Below are 22948 nucleotides of genomic sequence, written 5' to 3'. Positions count from 1 at the left end.
GTGCGCTGGACGGATCGGTCGTGCAACGGGCCTCAGCGGGCGTCGGCCTGGCCGGCATCGAGGGCGGCCAGGGGCAGCGCCCGCTCGGCCGGGAGCACGATGCCGGGCTGGCGGAACAGCTCGGGGCTGAGGCGGCCGGTGGCGCGCAGCAGGCGGTAGGCGGCGATGATCTCGTCGATACCGGCGGCGGTCGCGTCGCTCTGGGCGTTGATCAGGCCGATCTCGCCGTTGAGGATGTCCAGCAGCGAACGGCGGCCCATCTCGCGCTCCTTGCGCGCCAGGTCGAGGAAGCTCTCGGCGATGTTCACCTGGTTGCGCAGGTGCTCGGAACGCTCGCGGGAGGTCTGCCAGGAGTCCCAGGCGTTGCGGGCTTCCTCGATGGCCTGGATGCGCACGTAGTCGGCCTTCTCCTCGGCGCTCAGCACGGCCTGGTCGGCGGCACGGGTGACGTGGTCGGCACGCATGCCGAGGTCGAACTGCCAGTCGAAGTTGACCATGGCCTTGGTGTCGTCGCGGCGGCCCGGGGAGCCGTCGTAGTCGTCGAAGTGGGCCTGGCTCAGGCGGAACGACAGGCGCGGCATCAGCTCCTTGCTGCGGGCGGCGTCGCGCTCGGCGAGGGTCACCTCGGCACGCTTGATGGCGGCCAGCACGTCGGGGTTCTGCTGGCGCACGCTTTCGATGATGTCCACCTCGGAGGCCGGCAGGCGCGCCCCTGGGATGGCCAGGCCCTCCAGGCTGTCGGCGGCGATGGCGGCCTCGCCGAAGATCACCCGGTAGCGGTTCAGCGCTTCACGCATGCGGCTGTCGGCCATGACGCGACGCGCCTCGGCACCGGCCAGCTGCGACTTGGCCTGCAACACATCGGTGGCGTAGCCGCGGCCCGCCTCCATGCGCGCGTTCTCCAGGGAGGTCTGCTGCTTGATGTTCTGTTCGGACTGGCGGGCGTAGGCCTGGGTGCGCTGGGCCTGGATCACCTGCAGCTGCGCCTCGATGGCGGCCAGGGTCAGGTTCTGCACCTGCAGCTCGCGCTCGGCCTCTTCCTTGACCAGCACCACCTTGGCGGCCTGCACGCGGGACGAGGTGGCGCCGAAGTCGGTGATCAGCTGGTTGATACCGACACTGGCCTCGGACGGGTCGTAGCTGCCGTTGCCGCCGTTTTCACGGTCGATGTGCTGCTTGCCGGCGCTGCCGTTGACGGTGAGCTTGGGGAAATAGGCGGTCTTCTCGACGGCGACCTGCTCGCGGGCGGTCTCGACGTCGGCATCGACCATGCGCACCAGCTGGTGCTCGCGCAGGATGCGTTCGAGCCTGTCGGCGAACCCCTGTTCCGCGGATGCATTCGCCGAGCACAGCAGCAGGCAGGTGGCGAGCAACTCTCGCCGCGCTTGAAGGACGGGTTTCAAAGTAGAAAGCATGGAGGGCTCACCGCTACAGGTCATCGTGATGGTCCGGCGACAGGGCACCGGGCATCGCGATGGTAGCTTTCTGCCACCTCGCGAAACTGACAAATGCTGACATTCACCCCCTCGCGCGCCCTTTATCCACCGCTTGCGGCGCTCTGGAACGGGCCTCACGCGGCCGCCTGCCGCTGCGCTCGGGCAAGCGGAGCGGCACAAATCCGTGCTTTTCCATCCCCATAAAGGTTCGATAAGCTGCAGGAAATGTTGTCACTTGAAGGACAGCGCTTTACCGAATGGATGTAGGTAAAGCGGAATTCGCACCAGGGAAGATGCCGTATCGAACGCCGTGAATGATTGATCTGATCCTGCTCGAAGACGAACCGATCCTCGCCCGGGAACTCAGCGAGTTCCTCGGTGAAAGTGGTTACCGCGTGACCCTCGCGAACAGCCTGGCGAGCTTCGCCGAGGCCTTCGACGAGCAGCGCCACCACCTCGCGGTCATCGACCTGGGCCTGCCGGATGGCGACGGCCTCGATCTGATCCAGCAGTTGCGCGAACGCGGCAGCACCCTCGGCATCGTCGCCTTCACCGCCCGGGGCTCCACCGACCACCGGGTCACCGGCTTTCGCGTGGGCGCCGACCACTACCTGGCCAAGGGCTGCGACCTCGAAGAGCTGACGGCGGTGCTCGAAGCCCTGCGTCGACGCCTCGGCCTGCAACGCGGCGGCACCCGCTGGGAACTGGAACTGGCTTCGCGCCAGCTGCGCACGCCCAACCAGCAGCGCCTACGCCTGTCGCACCAGGACATGCTGGTGCTGCAGTGCCTGATGCAGCGCGCCGGCGACATCGTCTCGCGGCGGGAGATCGTCAGCGCCCTCGACGAGGACTACATGACCTACGACCAACGCCGGCTGGACACGCAGATCCGCCGCCTGCGCCGTAACGTGGAGCAGGCCACCGGGCTGGAACTGCCGCTCAAGACCCTGCGCAACACCGGCTACTGCTTCTACGAGAAGGTGCGCATCGTCGCCTGAGCGGCCCGGGATCAGCCCGCGCAGAGCAGGCGACCGATGAAGGCATACCCCTGGTTGCGCAGCGAGCGGATGGGCGCTGGCGCACCATCGAGCCCGGCGATCTTGCGGCGCAGGCGACTGACGATGGCTTCGAGGCGACGTTCGTCGTAGGTCATGTAGTCCTCGCCCAGCCCTTCGATCAGCACGCGGCGGTTGGCGGTCTGTTCCGGCGCCTCCCGCAGCAGTCCCAACACCCGGCACTCCTTGCGGCTCAGCTCCAGTTGCTGTCCATCCGGCGCGCTGAGGGCCTGCCGTTTCGCGTCGATCACCCAGCAGTCGCCCAGCGGTGCGGCCTGCATGCCGAGGCGCCGCATCAGCGCCTCCATGGCCGACAGGAGTTCGTCTTCGGCCACGGCGCGGCCCAGGCAGTGATCGGCACCCAGGGTATAGCCCGCCAGGCGCTGGTCGAGCCGGCCGGGCTCGATAAGCAGGATCAGCCCAATGCCTGGCCACAGGGTGCGGATGCGCGCGGCCAGTTCGAGACCGGCCTGGCCCGCCCCGTCCAGCTCCAGCAGGACGATGTGCGGCCCGAACAGGGCGATCTCGGCCTCCTGCAGGGAACCGACGGTGCTCATGGTCACGAAGCCGACCTTGCCGAGCAGGCGCAGGCACAGGTCCGGCTGGCTGTCCGGAGCGGCTTCCACCACCAGAAGGCGCATGTGCGCGAGCGATGCGGCGGCCCCGCCAGCCATGCGCAGGACGGATTTAGGCGAGTTTGCCCGGCTGTGTTCTTGCACGACGATCCACCCTTGCGGCCCCTTGCTGACGAACGGCGTCCCGGCGGCCACAAGCCCGGAACACGGCGGCACCGTACCCCATGCAGGCCCCGGCAAAACCGAGCGAATCTGAGCGGCGCAGCGAATCGCGCCGTTGCCCGGTTAGAATCCCCGGCTTCCGAAAAGCCCCGGCGCCGAGCGATGACCCGTCCCCTGCACTTCCTGCTGTTCTGCCTGTGCCTGCTGCTGCCCTGGCAGGCAGGCGCCGACACCCTGCAACTGGGCGAACGCGCTCACGGCACCCGGGGCTACCTGGAGCGCCTGGACGACCCCGATGGCCGTCTCGACGCCGCCGGCGCCATGCAGGCCGGCGGCTGGAAGGCGCTGCCCGGTGCGCTGAATGCCGGTTTCACCCGCAGCGTGATCTGGCTGCGCCTGCAGGTGCAGGCCGGCCCCGAATCACCCGAGCGCTGGATGCTGACGCTGAACAACGCCCTGATCGACGGCGTGACCCTCTACGACTACGAGACGGGCGGCGCGCCCCGGGTGGTCCAGGGCGGCGAATCCATCAACCGCAAGCACTGGGAGGTGGACTACCGCACGCCCTCCTTCGCCCTCACCCTGCAGCCCGACCAGCCGCGCTGGCTGCTGCTGCGGCTGGAGGCGCGCAACGCCATGTCGGTGAGCGTGCGCCTGATGCCCACCGCCGAGTTCGGCGACCGCACCCGCGTGGAATACCTGGGCTCGGGCCTGTACTTCGGCATCTACCTCGCGCTGATCGTCTTCCACAGCGTGTTCTGGCGCATGACCCGCGCGCCGGAAAGCGGCTGGTACCTGATCTACGTGAGCTGCTGCATCGCCATCGAGAGCCTCAGCTACGGGTTGCCGCAACAGGTCTTCGGCATCCCCGGGAGCATCAGCGACCGGATGCTGGGCTGCGGGCTGGCCGCCAGCCTGCCGCTCGGCTTCATCTTCGCCCAGCGCCAGCTGAGGCCCAGGGACATGGTGAGCTTGCGGCGCGTGCTCACGGTGCTCAGCGTGGTCATCGGCCTCGCCTCCGCCACGGCGGTGCTCGCCGGGCACTACCAGACCGGCGCACCGCTGGTGCAGATCGCCTCCTTGCTGACCATCCCGCTGCTGATCGGCATGGCCGTGCGCATGCTGTTCCAGGGCCATGCCTCGGCGCGGGTATTCCTGCTCATCTTCGGCATCTACTACGCCGGGGTGATCGTCAGCTTCCTGCGCAACCTCGGCATCGTCCCCACCTCCTTCGCCACCGACAACGCCGCCGCGCTCGGCACCCTCCTGCACATGCTGCTGATGAGCATGCGCATCATCAATCACTACCGGAAGCTGAAGGACGAAAAGAGCCGCGCCGAGAGCAGGCTCAAGCACGTGCTGCAGGACCAGAACGCCCACCTCGAACGCCAGATCGACGCCCGCACCCTGGAACTGCGCGACGAGATCCGCCGGCGCACCGAGCTGGAGGGCGAGCTGCGCGAGCTGCTGCGCCAGGAGCAGCGCATCCGCGAGGAGCAGCGCGACTTCGTGGCGATGGTCTCCCACGAATTCCGCACGCCGCTGGCGATCATCGCCACCTCGGCCCAGCAGATCGCCCGCAACCTCGGCAGCGCCCCCGAGCGCAACGAGCAGCGCTGCCAGAACATCCGCGAATCCACCACCCGCCTGCTGACCCTGGTGGACAACTACCTCAACCACGACCGCATGGCCGAGACCAGCACCGAGCTGCGCCGCACCGAAGAGAACCTGCCCGAGCTGCTGGCGCGCAGCACCAGCGACGTGCCCCCCGGACGCACCCGCATCGAGTACCACAGCCAGCGCCAGACGCTGCATTGCGACACCGGCCTGACCCGCATCGCCCTGCGCAACCTGATCGCCAATGCCGACCGCCACGCCCCGGCCGACAGTGTCATCCGCCTCGACGTGCGCGAGCGCACGGACGCGGGGATGCTCGACATCCGCGTGGTCAACGAAGGCCCGGAAATCCCCCGCGAACAGGCGCCGCTGCTGTTCCAGAAATACTTCCGCGGCAGCCAGGCCCAGCAATCCCCCGGCGCCGGCCTCGGCCTCTACCTGGTCAAGCGCATCGCGGCGCTTCACGGTGGCGAGATCGCCCTGGAAAGCACCGGCGGGGACGCGCCCATCTGCTTCCGCCTTAGCCTGCCGCTGGAGCCACCGGGGCAGCAAGCCGGATGAATCCGCTGGGCCGGCGAGGCGGTAGGGGTGCGCAAAGATGTAATTGAGAAGTGATTGCATACGCATTAATCTCGCACTCCCTTCATCCACCGAACCGTCGCCTGCCCGCCCATGAGCAAGTCGTCGCCCTTCCTGGCCCTCTACCTGCGCGAGCAGAACCGGCTGCTGCAGCTGATCCGACGCATCGTCGGTGACCGCAGCACGGCGGAGGACCTCGCCCAGGACACCTTCCTGCGGCTCTGGGACCGGGAGCTCGGCGATGGCGACCGCAGCCTGCTGTTCCGCACCGCGCAGAACCTCGCCCTGGACCACTTGCGGGCACGCCAGGTGCGCAGCCGCCATGCCCGGGAACAGGGCGACGAAGACGACACCATCGACCTGCAGCAGCAAGCCGAAGCGCACCAGGAATTCGAACACCTGCTGCGCCGCCTGCAAGGGCTGCCCCGTCGCTGCCAGCAAGTGTTCCTGCTCAGTCGCGTCGATGGCCTTTCCTATGCGAGCATCGCCGAGCGGCTCGGGGTCTCCCTGAGCACGGTGGAGAAGGACATCATCCGCGTCCTCCAGCATTGCCAGCGCACGGAGGGCTGACCCGGTGTCGCACCTTGTAATGACAGCCCCCTCGATTCGTGGAACGCAAGCAGAGTGAAGACCTCGCCCGAACAGCAAGCACGGCAGGATCGTCAGGACACGGCGACCCGCTGGTACGTGCGCCTGCAGAACCCGCAGTTGTCGGCGAGCGAACGCATGGACTTCCGCCACTGGCTGGACAGCGAACCGGCCAACGCCGAAGCCTTCCAGGCGGTGGAGCGGCTCTGGCAAAAACTCGGCGAGCCCGCCCGGCAACTCGCCGGCGATGGCTGGCACCGCCGTCGCCCGGTGAGGCGCCAGCGTTGGCCGGCACTCGCCGCCGCCTGCGTGCTCGGCCTGGCGGTGGGCACGCTGTTCTGGCGCGACCCCGGCCTGCTGCAACGCTACGCGGCCGATTACGCCAGCGCCCCCGGCACCCAGCAGCAACTGACCCTGGCCGACGGCAGCCACGTGCTGCTGGATGCCGACAGCGCCCTGGACCTGCACTTCAGCCCGGGCGAGCGCCGCGTCACCCTGCTGCGCGGCCGCGCCTGGTTCGACGTCAGCCACGACGCCAACCGCCCCTTCGTGGTGGAAAGCCCGGGGCTGCGCACCCGGGTGCTCGGCACCGCCTTCGCCGTCGACGCCGCCGGCCAGACCGAGCGGGTCACGGTCAGCCGTGGCCGGGTCGAAGTACGCGGCACCGCCGCCGACTCGCTCGTCACCCTGGTCCCCAACCAGCAGGCCAGCCTCGACGGCACCGGCCTGCATGGCCCGGAAACGGTCAACAGCGACCGCGCCCTGGCCTGGCAACGCGGGCTGCTGATCTTTGATCGCGCCAGCCTCGGCGAGGTGCTCGACAGCCTCCAGCACCTCGGCCATCCGCCCGTCGTGCTGCTCGATGAAGGCCTGCGCAACCAGCGTATTTCCGGCACCTTCCGCGCCAGCGACCCCCACGCTGTACTCAGCGCCCTGAGCACCGAACTGGGCCTGAAGACCACGCAGATCCCGGGGTTGGCGGTGGTGTTGCATCGCTGATGCAAAAAAATTGAAAAATCCTTGAGGGGTGTCCCGGTCTCGCCCGTTGTATCGGCAGTGAATAATTCGCATTTGCCGTTTTACGGGGGAGAACCACTGCATGACCAACCGACACCGCCTGGCCCGAACGCTGCTCGCCAGCGCCCTGCTCGCCACCATTGCCGCGCCCTTTCAGGCCCACAGCGCCCAAGCCGCCAGCGAGCAACGCCAGCCGCAATTCCAGTTCGATATCGCCAGCCAGCCGCTGCTCGACGCCCTCGGTGAGTTCACCGCCACCACCGGCATCGCCGTGCTGCGCACCACCGAAGAGCCACTCACCGGGCAAGCGCCGGCGCTGCGCGGCCGCTACACCGCCGACCAGGCCATGGGCATGCTCCTCCTGGGCAGCGGGCTGAACTTCCGCCACGGCGCGGGCAGCATCACCCTGGAACGCCCGAGCGGCGACGGCACCCTCGACCTGTCGCAGATCGACATCAACGCCAGCGGCCAGCAGTCCGCCCTGGGCCCGGTGAGCGGCTACGTGGCCACGGCCGCCGGCACCGCTACCAAGACCGACACACCGATCCTCGAAACGCCGCAATCCATCTCCGTGGTCACCCGCGACCAGATCAGCGACATCCACGCCCAGAGCCTGCGCGACGCCCTTGGCTACACCGCCGGGGTGATCGCCACCGAGGCCGATGACCGCCTCACCGACACCTTCGTCCTGCGCGGCTTCCAGATCAGCGGCAGCACCTTCCGCGACGGCATGCGCTACATGAGCAACATCTACGACGGCACCCAGGAGCCCTACGGCATGGAGCGCGTGGAAGTGCTGCGCGGCGCCTCCTCGGTACTGTTCGGCCAGGCCGCGCCGGGCGGCATCATCAACGTGGTGAGCAAGCTGCCGACCCGCGAGGAGCTGCACGAGATCAAGGCCGAAACCGGCAGCAACGACCGCCACCAGTTGGCCACCGACCACGCCGGCGCCCTGACCGACACCCTCAGCTACCGCTTCACCGCCCTGGAGCGCAAAAGCGACACCACCACCCACCACGTGCCGGACGACCGCACCTACATCGCCCCGTCCCTCACCTGGCAACCGGACGACGCCACCAGCCTGACCCTGCTCGCCACCTACCAGAAGAGCCGCACCGCCTACGTCTACGGCCTGCCCGCAGAAGGCACCGTGCGGCCCAACCCCAACGGCCATATCTCCCGCCACACCTTCACCGGCGAGCCGGGATACGACAAATCGGTGATCACCGCCTGGGATATCGGCTACCGCTTCGAGCACGCCTTCAACGACGACCTCAAGGTGCGCCAGAACCTGCGCTACTTCGAATCCGAGAACGACATGCCGTCGGTGTGGCTCGACCGCTTCATCGACCCGCAGATGACCACCGTCGCGCGTGGCGCCCAGGACCGCGTCGACGACTCACGCAACTTCGTCGTCGACACCCAACTGGAAGCGCGCTTCCATCACGAACGCCTCGAGCAGACCGTATTGGCGGGCGTCGACTACGGCGATCGCCACCTGACGACCGACCGCTACGACTATGACCTGACCCCGCTGAATGTCTTCAACCCGGTCTACGGCGGCATCTTCACCCCCCTCGGCCCAGCGCCGTACAGCTCCAGGAACCGTACCCGCCAGAGCGGCGTGTACCTGCAGGACCAGATCAAGTTCGACGAGAAGTGGGTGCTGTTGCTCGGCGGCCGCCAGGACTGGGCCAAACAGAAGGAAGACGCGCTGTACGGCAACGACCGCTCACGCCAGGACAGCGACGCCTTCACCAAGCGCGTGGGCCTGGTCTACCTCGCCGACAACGGCCTGGCGCCCTTCGTCAGCTACAGCGAATCCTTCGAACCCCAGATCGGCACCTCCCACGCCGGCACCAAGTTCGACCCCACCGAAGGCGAGCAATACGAAGCCGGTATCCGCTACCAGCCGCCCCGCAGCAACGCCCTCTACTCCGCCGCGATCTACCAGTTGACCCGCAGCAACGTGCTGGCCACGGACCCCGTGAACAACGGCTTCCAGGTGCAAACCGGCGAGGTGCGCTCACGTGGCCTGGAACTGGAGGCCAAGGCCGACATCGGCGCCAACGCCAGCATCACCGCCTCCTACGCCTATACCAAGGCCGAAGTGACCCAGCAGACCACCAGCAGCGCAGCCGGCCAGAAGAGCGGCGGCATGCCGCGCAACATGTTCTCCGTGTGGGGCGACTACCGCTTCGGCCAGGTCGGGCCGGGCGAACTGCGTGCCGGTGCCGGCGTGCGCTACGTGGACGAGGTCCCCGGCCTGTTCGACACCAGCATCGTCGCGCCCTCCTACACCCTGGTGGACGCCATGCTCGGCTACGCCATGGGCCCCTGGGACCTCACCCTCAACGTCACCAACCTCACCGACGAGGACTACCTCACCTACACCTACGCCGCCTTCTACGGTGCTGAACGCCAGGTCACGGCCGGGGTCGCCTACCGCTGGTAAATCCCACCGCAAATAGCGCACGGAGCGACCTGTAGGTTGGCGCCGAGCGCAGCGAGGCCCAACGCTGCGAAATCCAACCCGCAGGTTGGGCCTCCTGCTTCTCACCCGCTGACAAAAGAGGTAGCCCCAGCGGCGTTCAGCACCGCACACTGCGCGTCCCAACCCGCTCCCTCGACCAAGGACGATCACCCCCATGCTGCGCACCGCCTCTGCCCTGCTGCTCACCCTCGCCGCCACCCCCGTCTTCGCCGGCACGCTCACCGAGCAGGCCGAAGAAATGCTCGGCGGCACGGTGCTGAACTGGACCAGCGACACCCAACTCGAAGGCCCCGCCGGGCTCAACGCCACCGTACTCGTGCCGAAGGACGGCAAGGCCAGCTTCGCCACGCTGGCGATCGTCCACCGCACCCGCACGCCCGTCATGGAGCCGTGCGGGGAAATCACCTGGAAGGTCGATGGCACCGTCGCCAACGAAGGCTACGGCGAGCTGCAGGTCGACGACGAAACCTCCAGCGAGAAGGTGGTGATGACAGTGGACCTCGGCCTGTTCAAGACCCTCGCCACCGGCGGGAAGGTGGAGTTCAGCAGCTGCGGGCTGGAAGGCACGGTGAGCGAGGCGGACCAGAAGGGGTTGCAGGCGATTCTTGGCAAGATCTAGCGGCATGCCCGACTCAGCGTAGGTTGGCGCCGAGTGCAGCGAGGCCCAACGGCACGCTCCAGGGTTTACCTGATCGGTTACATGGTCGGTTACTTGATCGGCCATTTGGTCAAGGACACTCCTACACAGCGCCCCAAAACCCAAAGAGCGGACCTCTCCGATCCTAAGGCCAGCTTGATAGTGGCCAATTAATAGCTACGCTCTGGTTCGCCCCATACTCTGGCGGCCATTTCACTACCTATCGAACGCGAAGCACTGGGCAGAAGGGAATCTGGACCATGAAAGCAATGGGAGCCGTGCTCCGCATCATCGGCCGTGCGCGCCTATTCGCCGGCCTGAGTGCTTTCGCCCTTGGCACCGGATGCACCGTTGTCCATGTGGTCGGCGAGTCCGGCACCGTGGAAACGCACTACCTTCCGGGCATCGCCTACATCCGCATCGACCCGGGCAAGAAACCTCTCTACGTCCACCAACGCTCGTACGGCATCGCCGCTTCGAACAAGGCCCTGTCTCTCGGTTTCGGCGACTTCGAGCAAGTCACGGTCGAGCGGGAGGATGCCTCGGCGTGCCTGCTCATCTCGATAAACAGCAGCGCCAACAAGAACGACTTTTCCTTCCAGACCCAGGAGCCGGACCATGTATGCAAAGCGCCAATCACTGAAATCCGCAACAGCATTGGGGAGCACATTGCTGGTCAGCCTGATTAGCGCCAGCGGCTGCGCACCGCTGCAGCAGGCGCCACTGGCCTATACATCGGCGCAGGTCGTGGGGGTGAAGCTCGGCGTTGCGCCCACGCAGCCGGAGTCGCTGGAAGCGGTTGTCGGGGTGAAGATTCTGGATGCCGCCTATGCGCCGGTGGCGGTTTCGAATCCGGGACTCAAGGATGCGGTCAGCTCAGGAAAGCCCTTTGATGAAAGCTTGTATGCCATCAAGGAGATCTATGGGATTTACGGCCAGCAAGCCAGTGCGGATGCAGCAGCAAAACTGCTGACTACTCAGGAATCCAAGGACATGCAGCGGTTCCTCAAGTATCAGGCTGACCTGGACTCAAAGAAAACAAAGGCTCAGGAACTCAAGGCAAAACTGGATGCGATATCGACTGCAACATCCAGAGTCGAAAGCCTGAGGACTGAATTGAAGTCACCGCCATGTAAAGGCACAACAGATGCAGACAAAATCTCGGACTTACTTAAGTCTCTGAGTGCATGCAAGACCGAAGGCGGCGTCGACCCCAGCACTCAATATGCGGCCGACCTAAAGGAAGTCCTTGATAAAGACACAACGTCCATCAAGGCCTCAGAAAAAGAGATCAGTGAGAAATACTCCGCCGCCAACAGAGAACTGGCAATCGCTGAAACCGTAGCCAGAGATCAGGAAGCCAAAGTGAAAGGCGCCCTTGAGAAACTGGCCAGCATCCAAAAACGAGATGCTATCTCCGTCTATGGCTCCTTTAACTCGGACTCAACGGCGGGCTCCAAAGGCGATCCAGCTGACGCCAACAAACAGAAAGACTCCGGCGTCGATGTACGAATCGGGAAAGTATTCTCCACTGGAGTCGCAGCCCAGAATATTTCTGAGGCCCAGAAGCTTGTAGCTGGTGCCGCCGCACTCGATGTCTGCCTGCGAAATATCCCTAGGATGCTTGAGGGCCTGGATCCAACCGAAAGTAAGCCGTTGAGAGCCGAGTTGGTTGGAATATGTGCAGACAAGATCATGCCAAGCCTAAAGGAGCAGAAATAGGTTGCCCGTGGCGGCTTCGCCTCACGCATGCGGCGCACGATGAAGGTTGGCGCCGAGCGTAGCGAGGCCCAACGGGGCAAGGCTCGGCCTGGCTCGTTGGGCTTCGTGCCTCAGCCCAACCTACAAGAGCGGCCTTCTGCGCCCATCAGCCCCACGGCAACTCCACCCGCGCGCGCAGGCCGCCTTCGGGGCGGTTGTGCAGGTGCAGTTCGCCGCCGTGTTCGCGGGTGATGGCGCGGGCGGGCATTGCACTCCCGCCAACCCCGGGGGCCTTCATGCCGAACCCGCGAACCGGTGCTTGACCGGAAGGGAAGCGGAACGACAGTCTGCAAACTCTTCTCATTCAAAGACTGGTAGGAATACACATGTCCCGGCTCCCCGCCCCGCTGGATCGCTTGCCCTTCCCCGTCATCGGCTCGCCGCTGTTCATCATCAGCAACCCGAAACTCGTGATCGAACAGTGCAAGGCCGGCGTGGTCGGCTCGATGCCGGCACTCAACGCGCGCCCCGCCTCGCTGCTGGAGGACTGGCTGGCGGAGATCACCGAGACGCTGGACGCCTACAACCGCGCGAACCCCGACAACCCGGCGGCGCCCTTCTCGATCAACCAGATCGTGCACAAGAGCAACGACCGCCTGGAGCACGACATGGAGCTTTGCGTTAAGTACAAGGTGCCGATCGTCATCACCTCGCTGGGGGCCCGCGAGGACATCTACGCCGCCGCGCATTCCTATGGCGGCGTGGTGCTGCATGACGTGATCAACAACGCCTTCGCCCGCAAGGCGGTGGAGAAAGGCGCCGATGGCCTGATCGCGGTCGCCACCGGTGCCGGCGGCCATGCCGGGGTGAAGAGCCCGTTCGCGCTGATCCAGGAGATCCGCCAATGGTTCGACGGCCCGCTGGCCCTCTCCGGCGCCATCGCCACCGGCGGTGCCATCCTCGCGGCCCAGGCGATGGGCGCCGACTTCGCCTACATCGGCTCGGCCTTCATCGCCTGCGAGGAAGCCAACGCCACCGAGGGCTACAAGCGCGCCATCGTCGAGTGCTCGTCCGATGACATCGTCTACAGCAACCTCTTCACCGGCGTACACGGCAACTACCTCAAGCCCTCGATCCTCGCGGCCGGGCTGGACCCGGACAACCTCGCCGAAAGCGACCCGAGCAAGATGAATTTCGGCAGCAGCGAGGCCAAGGCCTGGAAGGACATCTGGGGCTGCGGCCAGGGCATCGCCCCGATCGACAAGGTGCAGAAGGCGGCGGAGTACATCGCCCAGCTCAAGCGCGAATATGCCGAGGCCAGGGCGCGGCTGTTGTCGGCCTGATCACAGTCCGTTTCCGTAGCCCGGACTTCAGTCCGGGGCAATCCACGCGCTGAAGCACGGGCCATGTGCCCACCGAAGCTCCGGTACAAGGCTCAACCCCGCACGTTGGGCCTCGTGCCTCGGCCCAACCCACACCTCTCTCCCTCAAACCCTCGGCCAGAGCACCGGGAACAGGCGGTGTTCCATTGGGGCGCCGGCTGCCAGTTCGTCCGCCAGACCGGGGAACTCCGGGGAGGTGTTCCAGGGCCTGGGGGCGTGGAGCATGTCTTCACCGAGAAAGCGCAGGGAGAAAGCGCGACGTCGGCGGTTGCCGCCCACGCCGCCGGAGCCGTGGAGGGTGAGCATGTGGAAGAACACCGCGTCGCCCGGCTCCAGCTCCCAGCCGAGGATGTTCCAGCGGGAGCGGTCGGCTTCGATATCCGGCAGGTCGGCCAGGGAGCCTTCGGGAAACCAGCGGGCCTGGTTATCGAGGAAGGTGCGCGGCATGAGCCAGGGGCCAAGGTGCGAGCCGGCGACGAACTCCAGCGTGGAGGCGCGCGCCACCGGGTCGACGGGCATCCACATGCTGCAGTTCTGCCGGCCCTCGACGTTGTAGTAGGGCTGGTCCTGGTGCCAGGGCGTGCGCTGGCGGGTGTTGGGTTCCTTGACCAGCAGGTGGTCGTGGTAGAGCCGCGCGGTGCCGCCGCCCATGAGCTGCGAGGCGACCGAGCCGACGCGGCTCTCGAAGATGAAGCGGCGGTATTCGTCGAATTCCCGCCAGTTGCAGAAGTCCTCGAAGAACCAGCCCGGGTCGTCAGGACGGCTGGCGACCTTGGCGCGCTCGCTGGGGTTGGCGAGGTTGCGCTCGATGCCCTGCCTGAGCAGCGCCACCTCCTGGGCCTTGAACAGTTGGCGCACGCAGATGGCGCCGTCGCGGTGGAAGTCTTCGATCAGCGAATGGGGTAGCTCGAATTCGTAGCGGTGCCGGGTCATGGCGATTTCCTTTGCGTGCGTGATCAGGGACGAAGGGTCGATGCCGCATCGGCCGGCTCGTCGCCAGGCCCCTTCATCAGGTAGGCGATGCCGAGGAGCATGAGCCAGAGGCCGCCGATATAGAGCGCGGTGCGGGTGTCGGGGAAGCTCGCCATCACGGCGAAGACGAACAGCATGAAGGCGATCGCCAGGTACTGCCCCCAGGGCCAGAACGGCACCGGGAAGCGCAGCGCGGCGACCTCCTCCGCGTCGAGCCGACGGCGCATGGCGACCTGGGAAAGCAGGATCATCAGCCACACCCAGACCACGGCGAAGGTCACCAGGGAGGCGAACAGCAGGAACAGCTCGTTGGGCAGCAGGTAGTTGAGCAGCACGCCGACGAGCAGCGCGAGGGTCATCACCAGGACCGTCATCCAGGGCACGCCGGCAGGCGAGAGCCGGACGAAGGACGCCGGCGCCTGGCCATTGCCGGCCATGCCGTAGAGCATGCGGCCGGTGCAGAAGATGTCGCTGTTGATGGCGGAGATGGCCGCCGAGATCACCACCAGGTTGAGGAGGGTGGCGGCGGCGTCGATGCCCAGCCCGCTGAATATCTGCACGAAGGGGCTGCCCTGGCTGCCGATCTTCGGCCAGGGGTAGATGGCCATCAGCACCAGCAGGGTCAGCACGTAGAACAGCAGGATGCGCAGCGGCACCGAGTTGATGGCCTTGGGGATCATGCGTTGCGGGTCCTGCGCTTCACCGGCGGTGAGGCCGATCACCTCGATGCCGCCGAAGGCGAAGATGACGATGGTGAAGGACGCCACCATGCCCTCCAGCCCATTGGGGAAGAAGCCGCCATGGGCCCAGAGGTTGGCGAAGGAGGCCACCCCGCCCGCATCGCCCAGGCGGATGCCGAACACCAGCACCGTGAACCCGGCGAGGATCATCGCGACGATGGCCACGACCTTGAGCAGCGAGAGCCAGAACTCCAGCTCGCCGAACACCCGCACGTTGCACAGGTTGATCGCGGCGATGACGAAAACGATGCCCAGCACCCAGACCCAGCGTGGCGTATCGGGAAACCACAGGCCCATGTAGATGCCGAAGGCGGTGACGTCGGCGAGGCACACCATCAGCATCGAGAAGACGTAGGTCCAGCCGGTGAGAAAGCCGGCGAAGCGCCCCAGGTAGCGGTTGGCATAGTGGCCGAACGAACCGGCCACCGGCGTGCGCACGGCCATCTCGCCCAGGGCGCGCATCATCAGGTACACCGCCGCGCCGGCGATCAGGTACGCCAGCAGCACCGAAGGCCCGGCGCGCTGGATGGCCGCCGCCGAGCCATAGAACAGCCCCGTGCCGATGGCGGAGCCGAGGGCCATGAAGCGGATATGCCGGGCATTGAGCCCACGGCGCATTGTCGAGTTCTGCATTGCGTTACCCCTTTCTTGTTGTTCGTGTAGCGCAGGGCTGCATGCCCCCCGTTGCCGGCCCCGCCCTAGCGCCCGTACCACCCCCAGGGCTCCTCGCTGATGTATTCGGTCACCTGCTTCACCTCCAGGTAGTTGTCGAGCCCCCAGGGGCCCAGCTCGCGGCCGAGGCCGCTGAGGCGGGTGCCGCCCCAGGGGGCCTGGACGAGGGCCGGTTGCGAGCAGTTGATCCAGGCCACGCCGACCCGCAGTTGCCCGGCGACGCGGCGGGCGCGGTCCAGGTCGGTGCTCATCACGGCGGCGGCGAAGCCGTAGAGGCTGTCGTTGGCCATCGCCACGGCCTGCTCCTCGGTGCCGAAGCGCTTCACGCTCAGCACCGGCCCGAGGATTTCGTGGCGCCAGAGGGGGCTGCCGGTGTGGGGCTCGTCGAAGACCGTGGGCTCGATGAAGTAGCCGATGTGCAAGCCCGGCGGGCGGCGGCCGCCGGTGAGCAGGCGCGCGTCCTGCCGGCCCTGGGCGATGACCTCCATCACCTGGCTGTAGCGGGCCGCGCTGACCAGCGGCCCCATCTGCACGCCCGGCTCGGTGCCGGGGCCGATGCAGATATCGCGCACGGCCTCAACCAGCCGCTCCAGCAAGCGTTCGGCGATGCCCTGCTGCACCAGCAGCCGCGAGGTGGCGCTGCCGGCCTGGCCCTGGTTGCGGAAGATGCCGTACAGGGCCCACTCCACGGCGGCATCGAGATCGGCGTCGTCGAAGACGATGAGGGAGGATTTGCCGCCCAGTTCCAGGGTCGGGTTGTTGAAGTCGGCAGCGGTATCGGCCACCAGCCTGGCGCCGGTGATCAGCCTCCCGGAGAAGGCCAGCTTGTCCACCTCCGGGTGCTGCGCCAGGGCCTGCCCCGTCTCATCGCCACGGCCGGGCACGATATTCAGCACGCCCGGCGGCAGGCCCACCGCATGGGCGGTGTGGCCCAGCTGCAAGGCGGTCAGCGGCGTCAGCTCCGAGGGCTTGAGCACGCAGGTGGCGCCCGCCGCCAGGGCCGGTGCCACCTTGCGGGCGGCCATGAGCAGGGGGAAGTTCCAGGGCACGATCAGCGCGGCCACGCCCACCGGCTCGTGGCGGATGCGGCAGCTGAAGCGTGGGTCGTCCAGCGCCAGGGGCTGCTCCTGGCGCTCGTCCAGTTCGCAGGCCAGCCCGGCGTAGTAGCGGAAGCAGGCGATGGCCTCGGCGACATCCTGCCGGGCCTCGGGCAGCGGCTTGCCGTTGTCGAGTACCTCCAGCAGGGCCAGCTCCTCGGCACGGCGTTCGAGGTCATCGGCCATGGCCTCCAGGAAGCGTGCACGCACGGCACCCCGGGTGTGGCCCCATTCCCCCTCGAAGGCACGGCGCGCGGCCTGCACCGCCAGGTCCACCTCCTCGATGCCGGCCGCCGACACCTCCTGCAGGGTCATTTCAGTGGCGGGGTTGATGCTGCTCAAGCGGTTGGGACGGCTCGGGCGGACCCAGCAGCCGTCGATGTAGAGCGTTGCCTCGTTCATGGTGGTTCCTTCACTCATGGGCCTGCGTGGGCCCTGGCTGTGAGCGTCGCCCGGGGCAGGCCCCCGGCGACGCGCGGTGGCGGCGACATTCAGCACCGCCCACTCCCCTCCGGCCTCGCCAGAGGAGTGCTCGGCCGAGGTGGACCGCTGGCGAGCCGGGTAGAAAGGCGGCCGACGCAAAAGAGCGCGCGCCGGCCGATCGGGAAGCGTCATTCCGGAGCCACGTTCAGCAAGGCGCGGCGGCGATAGCCCAGCACCGCCAGCGCCAGGCTGGCCACCAGCACCGGCACCGCGAGCCAGAGGAAGAAACCCGGCAGGCTGCCTGCCTGGGCGAACAGCCAGGCGCCCAGCATGGAGCCGACGATGGACCCGGCGCGCCCCGCCGAGAGTGCCCAGCTCACGCCCGTGGCCCGGGCATCCACCGGGTACAGCGTGGCGGCGACGATGCTCAGGTTGGCCAGCAGCCCACTGAGGCCGAAGCCCGCGATGAACACCATCAGCATCAGCTCCCTGGCGCTGCCCAGCTGCGCGCCGATCATCCCCAGGGCCAGCGCCGAGAACGCTGCCTGCAACGGCAGCACCCAGCGGGGCCCGACGCGGTCCAGCACCAGCGCCATGGCGATGCTGCCGAGCACCCCGCCCATGGGAATCATCGAGGCGATATGCGCCGACTCGCTCGCTTCGTAGCCGCTGGAACGGAGGATGGTGGGCAGCCAGTTGGTCAGCAGGTAGAACACGAAGAGCCCGCAGAAGAAGGTCAGCCACAGCATCAGCGTGCGCAGCACCCGTTCCCGCTGGAACAGGACGGACACCGGCGAGCGCGGCTGCTCGGGCAGGTCGCCCACCAGGATCGCGCCGCGCCAGCTGTCCCTGCCGCCAATGGCGGTGACCAGGCGCAACAGCGCCTTGCGCTGGCGCTTGTGGCCCACCAGGAAGTACAGCGACTCCGGCAGCCAGCGCATCAGCACCGGCACCAGGACCAGCGGCGCCAGGCCGCCGAGGGCGAGCATCCCCTCCCAGCCCAGCGCCGGCATCAACCAGGCCGCCACGCTGCCACCCAGAGCCAGGCCGAGGATGAACCCCGAATAGCTCAGGGTGGCCAGCAGCACCCGCCGGCGCCGTGGTGAATATTCCGATGACAGGGTGATGCAGTTGGGCAGCACGCCGCCCAGGCCGATGCCGGTGACGAAGCGCAACACCACCAGTTGCCCCAGCCAGGTGGAGAACGCCGCCGCCAGCGTGCCCAGGGCGAACACCAGGATGCCGGCCAGCAGCACACGCTTGCGCCCGAAGCGATCGGCCAGCGGCCCGCAGCACACCGCCCCCAGCAACATGCCGAACAGCCCTGCGCCGAAGGCCGGCGCCAGCTCGCTGCGCTCAAGCCCCCACTCGAGGATCAGCTCCGGCGCGACGTAGCCGATCACGGCCGTGTCGAAGCCATCCAGCAACACGATGAGAAAACACAGGACCAGCACCCGCACCTGCAACCAGGAGAGCGGGCTGTCGTCGATGATGTCCGCTATACGCACGATTCTCGGCATGAAGGCTTCTCCCTGAAGCGAGCCCCGAATGGGCGAAAGCGACGCTAGCAATGCAGGGAGAACGGGCCCTATGGCGTTGGCGGTAGAGAGGCGATGGCGGGGATGTAAGGCGCGATGCGGGTGGCGTTGGAAACACGGACACATACGGAAGGGGCACCTGCCAGAGCGGAGGCGGAAGTCCGCACACGACAGACCCGCCGCACGCTAAGCGATGGGCCCGCCAATGCAGCGCTCGAAGATTCGCTCAAGGCCCCGGTAGTCACAGAACACAGCCTCGATGTTGGCCCGCAGCCACTCGTCCGCCTCTGCCGACCACCAGCTGATTTCATAGCCCGCATTGACGATGAGGTGTTCGAAGAGAATGCGCTGGGCACGACCGTCGCCATCACGAAAGGGGTGGATCACGTTCAGGTCGCCAAAGTACTCAGCCGCCGCAATCACCAGGTCGTCACGGGGCAACCCCTCCAGCCAGGAGGCCTTCTCCAGGGCCGCGAAGATCTTGCCGGCTTCAGGTTCTATGCGCTGCTGGACGCAGAAGTGAGTATCGCCTTTGGAGATATCCAACGTTCTGAGCTCGCCAGCCCAGTCATAAACATCCGCAAACAGTTGCCGATGGATTCGCTAAAGTGCTGCCAGGTCATAGGGGGGGAGTGCGAATTCGATTTCGCTGGCAGCGATCTCGGAGAGGGAGCGTTCGGCTCGGTTCAGAGCCACGTCGCTGGTCAGACCCAGGCGATTGCGCAGGACCCGGGTGGCGGGGTAGCAGTACGGGTCCTGGCCCGTACCGTACTTGTCGACCATCAGTCTTGCCTGGGGCGGTAGGCACTCAGTACGGACTCACGTGAGGGCAGCTTTCGCTCGCCATCGGCTGGCGTGGTCTCGAACCCTTCCAGGCGCAGGCTGGCCGCGTAGTTGGACCGGCGCGCCTTGGCGTAATAAGCCCTCTTGGCTTGCAGGGACGGCGTTGGCATCGGTGAACCTCCTGTCAGCAACCGCACGATCATAGCGGATCGCCCCACGCTTCTCCGCGCCCGTTGGCGGCGTCCGCTCTCATGACAAGCCCTCTACCCTCTTCCCCTGATCCGCCTCAGAAGCGCTCGTCCGCCATCGCCGGCAGCACCAGCTCGCGCACGAAGGACGCCGTCGACAGGCGCAACGATGCGTCGACCAGGGTGACCACGTCGTGCAGCGGGATCAGTTGCCCCTCCCCTCGTGCCGCCGCCTCATCCAGCGGAGTGGCGAGGCCGTCATCGGTATTCAGGTAGCCCAGTTGCAGCACCGTCACCGCCAGCCGCTGCTCGCGGAAGCCCTCGCGTAATGCATCGGCCATCCCGTTCAGCGCGAACTTGGAGGCACCGAACGCCACCTCGGGCCGCCCGCTGCGATGCAGGGCGGAGGTGGAGCCGGTGAGGATCAGCTGCGGCCTGGCAGAGCCGAGCAGCCGCGGCACCAGGCGCTTGAGCAACAACAGCGTGGCGGTGATGTTCACCTCCACCAACCTGGCGAGCGTCTCATCGCTGTCGTTCAGGAAGTCATACCCCTCGCTGAAGGCCTGCGGCTCCCAGATGCCGATGTTGCAGATGAGCACATCGAGCTCCGCCGGTGCCTGGGCCTCGATATGCGCCACGGCCACCTTCGGCTCGGCCAGGTCGGCTTCGATCCACTGGATGTCGACGCCTGCGGCGACCGCCAGCCGATCCGGCCGACTGCGCGACACGCCCACGATCCGGTCCCCCGGCTTGCCCAGCCCCTCCACCAACGCACGACCCAGGCCCCGGCTGGCGCCTATCACCATCATATTCACAAGGTCAGCTCCAGCGCAGATTGAGCACGAGGAAGTTCAGCAACACCCAGATCACCAGCACCAGGTGCGTCAGTTGCAGGCCCTCCTGGCGTATCCAGTAGGCGAACCAGAGCCCGCCCAGCAGCATGGCGAAGAGCGAGGCCAGGGCCACGCTCAGCGCCAGGTTCAACCAGGGTCGAGCGGCCTCCAGCCCACCGCCGAACAGCAGGAGGTAGCAACCCGCCCACACGGCGAGAACGGCCACCGCCTGCAGCACCACGATCACCCCCAGCGCCAGGCGATGCAGCGTCGGCGAAACCAGTGCCCGGCTGAGCAAGGGGATGTCGACCACGGGCGGCTGGCGCAAGGGCGCCATCGACAGCGTCGCCCCGACCGCCCCCACGGAGCTGGCGAAACCATGCAGGTTGTTGACCAGGGCAATGCCGAGCCACAGCGCGAATCCGAGGAAGCACGTGGCCTGGAAGATCATCAATGAAGTCTGGGTGTCCATTCCGGGTCCTTGTTGGTTGCAAAAGACGCTTGCCGCGCTCTGGGTGGCGGGCAAGAACGGGCAGGACGATAAAACCTCAAGCTAAGTTGAGGTCAATAGCAGGCAAGTAGGGAAAGTGGACCTGGCCGAGGCCGACGAGCGATACAGCCAGGGAGCCCGCCGATCACTGCGCCGGAATCTGCGGGCCACCTGGCCGAAGCGCCCTCCCCGACCTGGCACAGCCCAGGTGGAGAACCGAACCGAATCCCATCGCCCCGGACATTTCCAAACATGGTATTGATGCACCCCCGTTATCAATACGGTGACTCGGATGAGCATCAACTTCGATTTGAACGACCTCCAGGCGTTTCGGGCCGTGGTGGAGAACGGCAGTTTTCGCAAGGCGGCCGAGGCGGTGAAGATCACCCAGCCGGCACTGAGCCGGCGCATCGAGAAACTCGAATCCGCCCTCAACGTGAAGCTGTTCGAGCGGACGACTCGCCGGGTGAGCCTGACGGCGATCGGGCGCGCCTTCGTTCCCGAAGTGGAGCGGGTGCTCGACGAGCTGGACAACGCGTTGATGAGCATCAGCGATATCGCCTCCAGCAGGACGGAGCGCGTCACGGTCGCCTGCGTGCCTTCGGCGGCCTATTACTTCATGCCGCAGGCGATCAGCGAGTTTCATCGGTTGTATCCACGCATCAGGATCACGGTCGTGGATGCGAGCGCCCATGAAGTGAACGGCGCCGTGGCCAGTGGCGAGGCGGATTTCGGCGTCAGCTTCAGTGGGCACTTGAGCCCGGAAGTGACGTTCGACCTGCTGCTCGAAGAGCGCTATGTGATGGCCTGCCGGCGTGACCATCCCCTGGCGGACCGGGCCTCGGTGACCTGGTCGGAGATGTATGAGCACGACTACATCGCCCTGGACAAGACATCCGGGAACCGCCTCATCATGAGCCAGGCGCTGAAGCGCCTGCACCCCGCTAAGGACAGCATCTGCGAGACCCGGCACGTCACCACGGCGATAGGCCTGGTGGAGGCCGGGTTGGGCGTGGCGGCCGTCCCATCGATCGCCATGCCGCGTACCCCTCACCCGATTCTCAAGGCCGTACCGCTGGAAGAGCCGCAGGTGCTGCGCAACGTGGGCCTGATCAAGCGGCGCGGGCGTACGCTGACGCCCGCTGCGCTCGAGCTGGAACGGCTGGTCCGGAGCATGCCGGCCAGGCTAGCGGGGGATTGAATCCAGGCCGGTGGAACGAACAACGGGTTGTGCCGCCGACGAGGACAGGTAGGCCAGCAACGCCTTCGCCCTCTCCGGGTGCTCGGCATTGCGGGGAATACCGGCGGAGTAGCGGGTTACGGACTGCAGCGACTCCGGGATCTTGCCGACGAAGGTGACGCCCGGCACGGGCAAGAGTTCGGCGACTTGCTGGAAGCCCATCTCGTATTCACCCGAGGCGACGGTGGAGGCAACCGGAATCCGTTCGATCATGTTTGCCTTCGGGCCGACCTGCTGCTGGACGCCGAGCTTCCTGAACAACTCGTTCTTGATGTAGACCCCGCTGGCGCTATCGGAATAGGCAAGTGACCGGGCGTTCAGCAGCGTCCGCTTCAGCGCTTCCTCGGTATCGATCGCCGGCTTGGGGGCGCCCTGCTTCACGACCATGCCGATGCGCGAATCCGCCAGCTCGACCCTGGAGGCCGGGTCCACCTTGCCCTGCTTGATGAGCTCATCCAGTGCATACCCGACCATGATCACGACGTCGGCGTGCTCCCCTCGCGCCAGGCGATTGGGGATGGCCTCATGAGCATTGCCCATGGAGGGGCCGAGAATGGTGTTCACCGTATCGCCGCTGCTCTGCGCGTACTGCGGGCTCAGCAACTTGAAGGCCGCGGTGAAGCCGCCCGAGGTCATGACGTTCAGCTCTTGCGCGCGTGCGGTTGCATGGATCGCGCACAGGCCGAAGGCGAGCGCGACGAGACGTTTTGAAAATACCTTCATCGAAAT

General features: G+C 66.6%; 20 protein-coding genes and 1 pseudogene. 10 read left to right on the top strand and 11 right to left on the bottom strand.

All coding sequences use genetic code 11. The features are described 5' to 3' along the window. Positions 1 to 32: 32 nt before the first annotated feature. Positions 33 to 1415 (bottom strand): TolC family protein, encoded by a 1383-nt coding sequence (locus tag WFQ67_RS11025; RefSeq protein ID WP_337056870.1) that lies wholly within the window; start codon positions 1413 to 1415, stop codon positions 33 to 35. Between the two features lie 335 nt (positions 1416 to 1750). On the opposite strand from WFQ67_RS11025, the gene WFQ67_RS11020 reads away from it, so the two are divergent. Continuing rightward, the gene (locus WFQ67_RS11020; RefSeq protein ID WP_337056869.1) at positions 1751 to 2434 is read left to right on the top strand and encodes a response regulator transcription factor; all 684 of its coding nucleotides are present in this window, start codon (positions 1751 to 1753) and stop codon (positions 2432 to 2434) included. Between the two features lie 11 nt (positions 2435 to 2445). Here the strand turns inward: WFQ67_RS11020 and WFQ67_RS11015 are convergent, their stop codons facing one another. Continuing rightward, positions 2446 to 3132: a response regulator transcription factor gene (locus WFQ67_RS11015; protein ID WP_337056868.1), complete on the bottom strand. Its 687-nt coding sequence runs from the start codon at positions 3130 to 3132 to the stop codon at positions 2446 to 2448. 258 nt (positions 3133 to 3390) lie between these two features. Between WFQ67_RS11015 and WFQ67_RS11010 the strand changes: the two genes are divergently transcribed. The 8 genes from WFQ67_RS11010 (at position 3391) to WFQ67_RS10975 (ending at position 13204) form a co-directional block, all read left to right on the top strand. After that, positions 3391 to 5406: a sensor histidine kinase gene (locus WFQ67_RS11010; protein ID WP_337056867.1), complete on the top strand. Its 2016-nt coding sequence runs from the start codon at positions 3391 to 3393 to the stop codon at positions 5404 to 5406. Positions 5407 to 5517: 111 nt separating this feature from the next. Continuing rightward, a complete protein-coding gene (locus WFQ67_RS11005; protein WP_213629122.1) occupies positions 5518 to 5994 on the top strand; it encodes an RNA polymerase sigma factor in 477 nt (158 codons plus the stop codon). A 54-nt stretch (positions 5995 to 6048) separates the two neighbouring features. Continuing rightward, positions 6049 to 7011, top strand: coding sequence for a FecR family protein (locus WFQ67_RS11000; RefSeq protein WP_337056866.1), 963 nt, complete (start codon positions 6049 to 6051; stop codon positions 7009 to 7011). Between the two features lie 100 nt (positions 7012 to 7111). Further along, entirely contained in the window at positions 7112 to 9484 is a 2373-nt protein-coding gene (locus WFQ67_RS10995) for a TonB-dependent siderophore receptor (protein WP_337056865.1), read from the top strand. A gap of 193 nt (positions 9485 to 9677) precedes the next feature. Next, the gene (locus tag WFQ67_RS10990) at positions 9678 to 10142 is read left to right on the top strand and encodes a hypothetical protein (protein ID WP_337056864.1); all 465 of its coding nucleotides are present in this window, start codon (positions 9678 to 9680) and stop codon (positions 10140 to 10142) included. 278 nt (positions 10143 to 10420) lie between these two features. Beyond that, positions 10421 to 10849 (top strand): hypothetical protein, encoded by a 429-nt coding sequence (locus tag WFQ67_RS10985; protein WP_337056863.1) that lies wholly within the window; start codon positions 10421 to 10423, stop codon positions 10847 to 10849. Then, a complete protein-coding gene (locus WFQ67_RS10980; RefSeq protein WP_337056862.1) occupies positions 10779 to 11882 on the top strand; it encodes a hypothetical protein in 1104 nt (367 codons plus the stop codon). The genes WFQ67_RS10985 and WFQ67_RS10980 overlap by 71 nt, the downstream gene beginning before the upstream one ends. 365 nt (positions 11883 to 12247) lie before the next feature. Beyond that, positions 12248 to 13204: an NAD(P)H-dependent flavin oxidoreductase gene (locus WFQ67_RS10975; RefSeq protein WP_337056860.1), complete on the top strand. Its 957-nt coding sequence runs from the start codon at positions 12248 to 12250 to the stop codon at positions 13202 to 13204. A 144-nt stretch (positions 13205 to 13348) separates the two neighbouring features. On the opposite strand, the gene WFQ67_RS10970 is transcribed toward WFQ67_RS10975, so the two are convergent. The 8 genes and pseudogenes from WFQ67_RS10970 to WFQ67_RS10935 all read right to left on the bottom strand — a co-directional run bounded on the left by WFQ67_RS10970 (position 13349) and on the right by WFQ67_RS10935 (position 20961). Then, positions 13349 to 14176 carry a phytanoyl-CoA dioxygenase family protein gene (locus tag WFQ67_RS10970; protein WP_213629110.1) on the bottom strand — a complete coding sequence of 276 codons (828 nt, stop codon included), beginning with the start codon at positions 14174 to 14176 and terminating at the stop codon, positions 13349 to 13351. A 23-nt stretch (positions 14177 to 14199) separates the two neighbouring features. Continuing rightward, positions 14200 to 15588, bottom strand: a complete 1389-nt coding sequence (locus WFQ67_RS10965; protein WP_337056858.1) for an amino acid permease — start codon at positions 15586 to 15588, stop codon at positions 14200 to 14202. A gap of 65 nt (positions 15589 to 15653) precedes the next feature. Next, positions 15654 to 17126 carry an aldehyde dehydrogenase family protein gene (locus WFQ67_RS10960; RefSeq protein ID WP_337056857.1) on the bottom strand — a complete coding sequence of 491 codons (1473 nt, stop codon included), beginning with the start codon at positions 17124 to 17126 and terminating at the stop codon, positions 15654 to 15656. A gap of 209 nt (positions 17127 to 17335) precedes the next feature. Further along, on the bottom strand, positions 17336 to 18667 hold the full coding sequence (locus WFQ67_RS10955) for an MFS transporter (protein WP_337056855.1): 1332 nt from the start codon (positions 18665 to 18667) through the stop codon (positions 17336 to 17338). 204 nt (positions 18668 to 18871) lie between these two features. Further along, positions 18872 to 19468: pseudogene (locus WFQ67_RS10950) on the bottom strand (putative adenosine monophosphate-protein transferase Fic). Further along, positions 19468 to 19638: a YhfG family protein gene (locus tag WFQ67_RS10945; protein ID WP_337056854.1), complete on the bottom strand. Its 171-nt coding sequence runs from the start codon at positions 19636 to 19638 to the stop codon at positions 19468 to 19470. Before WFQ67_RS10945 ends, WFQ67_RS10950 begins: the two are co-directional and overlap by 1 nt. Positions 19639 to 19754: 116 nt before the next feature. Beyond that, positions 19755 to 20471 (bottom strand): SDR family NAD(P)-dependent oxidoreductase, encoded by a 717-nt coding sequence (locus WFQ67_RS10940; protein ID WP_337056853.1) that lies wholly within the window; start codon positions 20469 to 20471, stop codon positions 19755 to 19757. A gap of 4 nt (positions 20472 to 20475) precedes the next feature. Then, complete coding sequence (locus WFQ67_RS10935) at positions 20476 to 20961, bottom strand: DUF2165 family protein (protein ID WP_173179398.1); 486 nt, start codon at positions 20959 to 20961, stop codon at positions 20476 to 20478. A 310-nt stretch (positions 20962 to 21271) separates the two neighbouring features. Between WFQ67_RS10935 and WFQ67_RS10930 the strand changes: the two genes are divergently transcribed. Continuing rightward, entirely contained in the window at positions 21272 to 22180 is a 909-nt protein-coding gene (locus WFQ67_RS10930) for a LysR family transcriptional regulator (RefSeq protein ID WP_173179396.1), read from the top strand. Here the strand turns inward: WFQ67_RS10930 and WFQ67_RS10925 are convergent. After that, on the bottom strand, positions 22166 to 22942 hold the full coding sequence (locus WFQ67_RS10925) for a substrate-binding domain-containing protein (RefSeq protein WP_337056852.1): 777 nt from the start codon (positions 22940 to 22942) through the stop codon (positions 22166 to 22168). The two genes, WFQ67_RS10930 and WFQ67_RS10925, sit on opposite strands and share 15 nt — an antisense overlap. Positions 22943 to 22948: the final 6 nt, after the last annotated feature.

It is taken from the genome of Pseudomonas sp. USHLN015, from assembly GCF_037153275.1.
Lineage (GTDB): Bacteria > Pseudomonadota > Gammaproteobacteria > Pseudomonadales > Pseudomonadaceae > Metapseudomonas > Metapseudomonas tohonis.
Note: the sequence above shows the minus strand (reverse complement) of the source record. Positions and strands in the feature narration are given on the sequence as shown.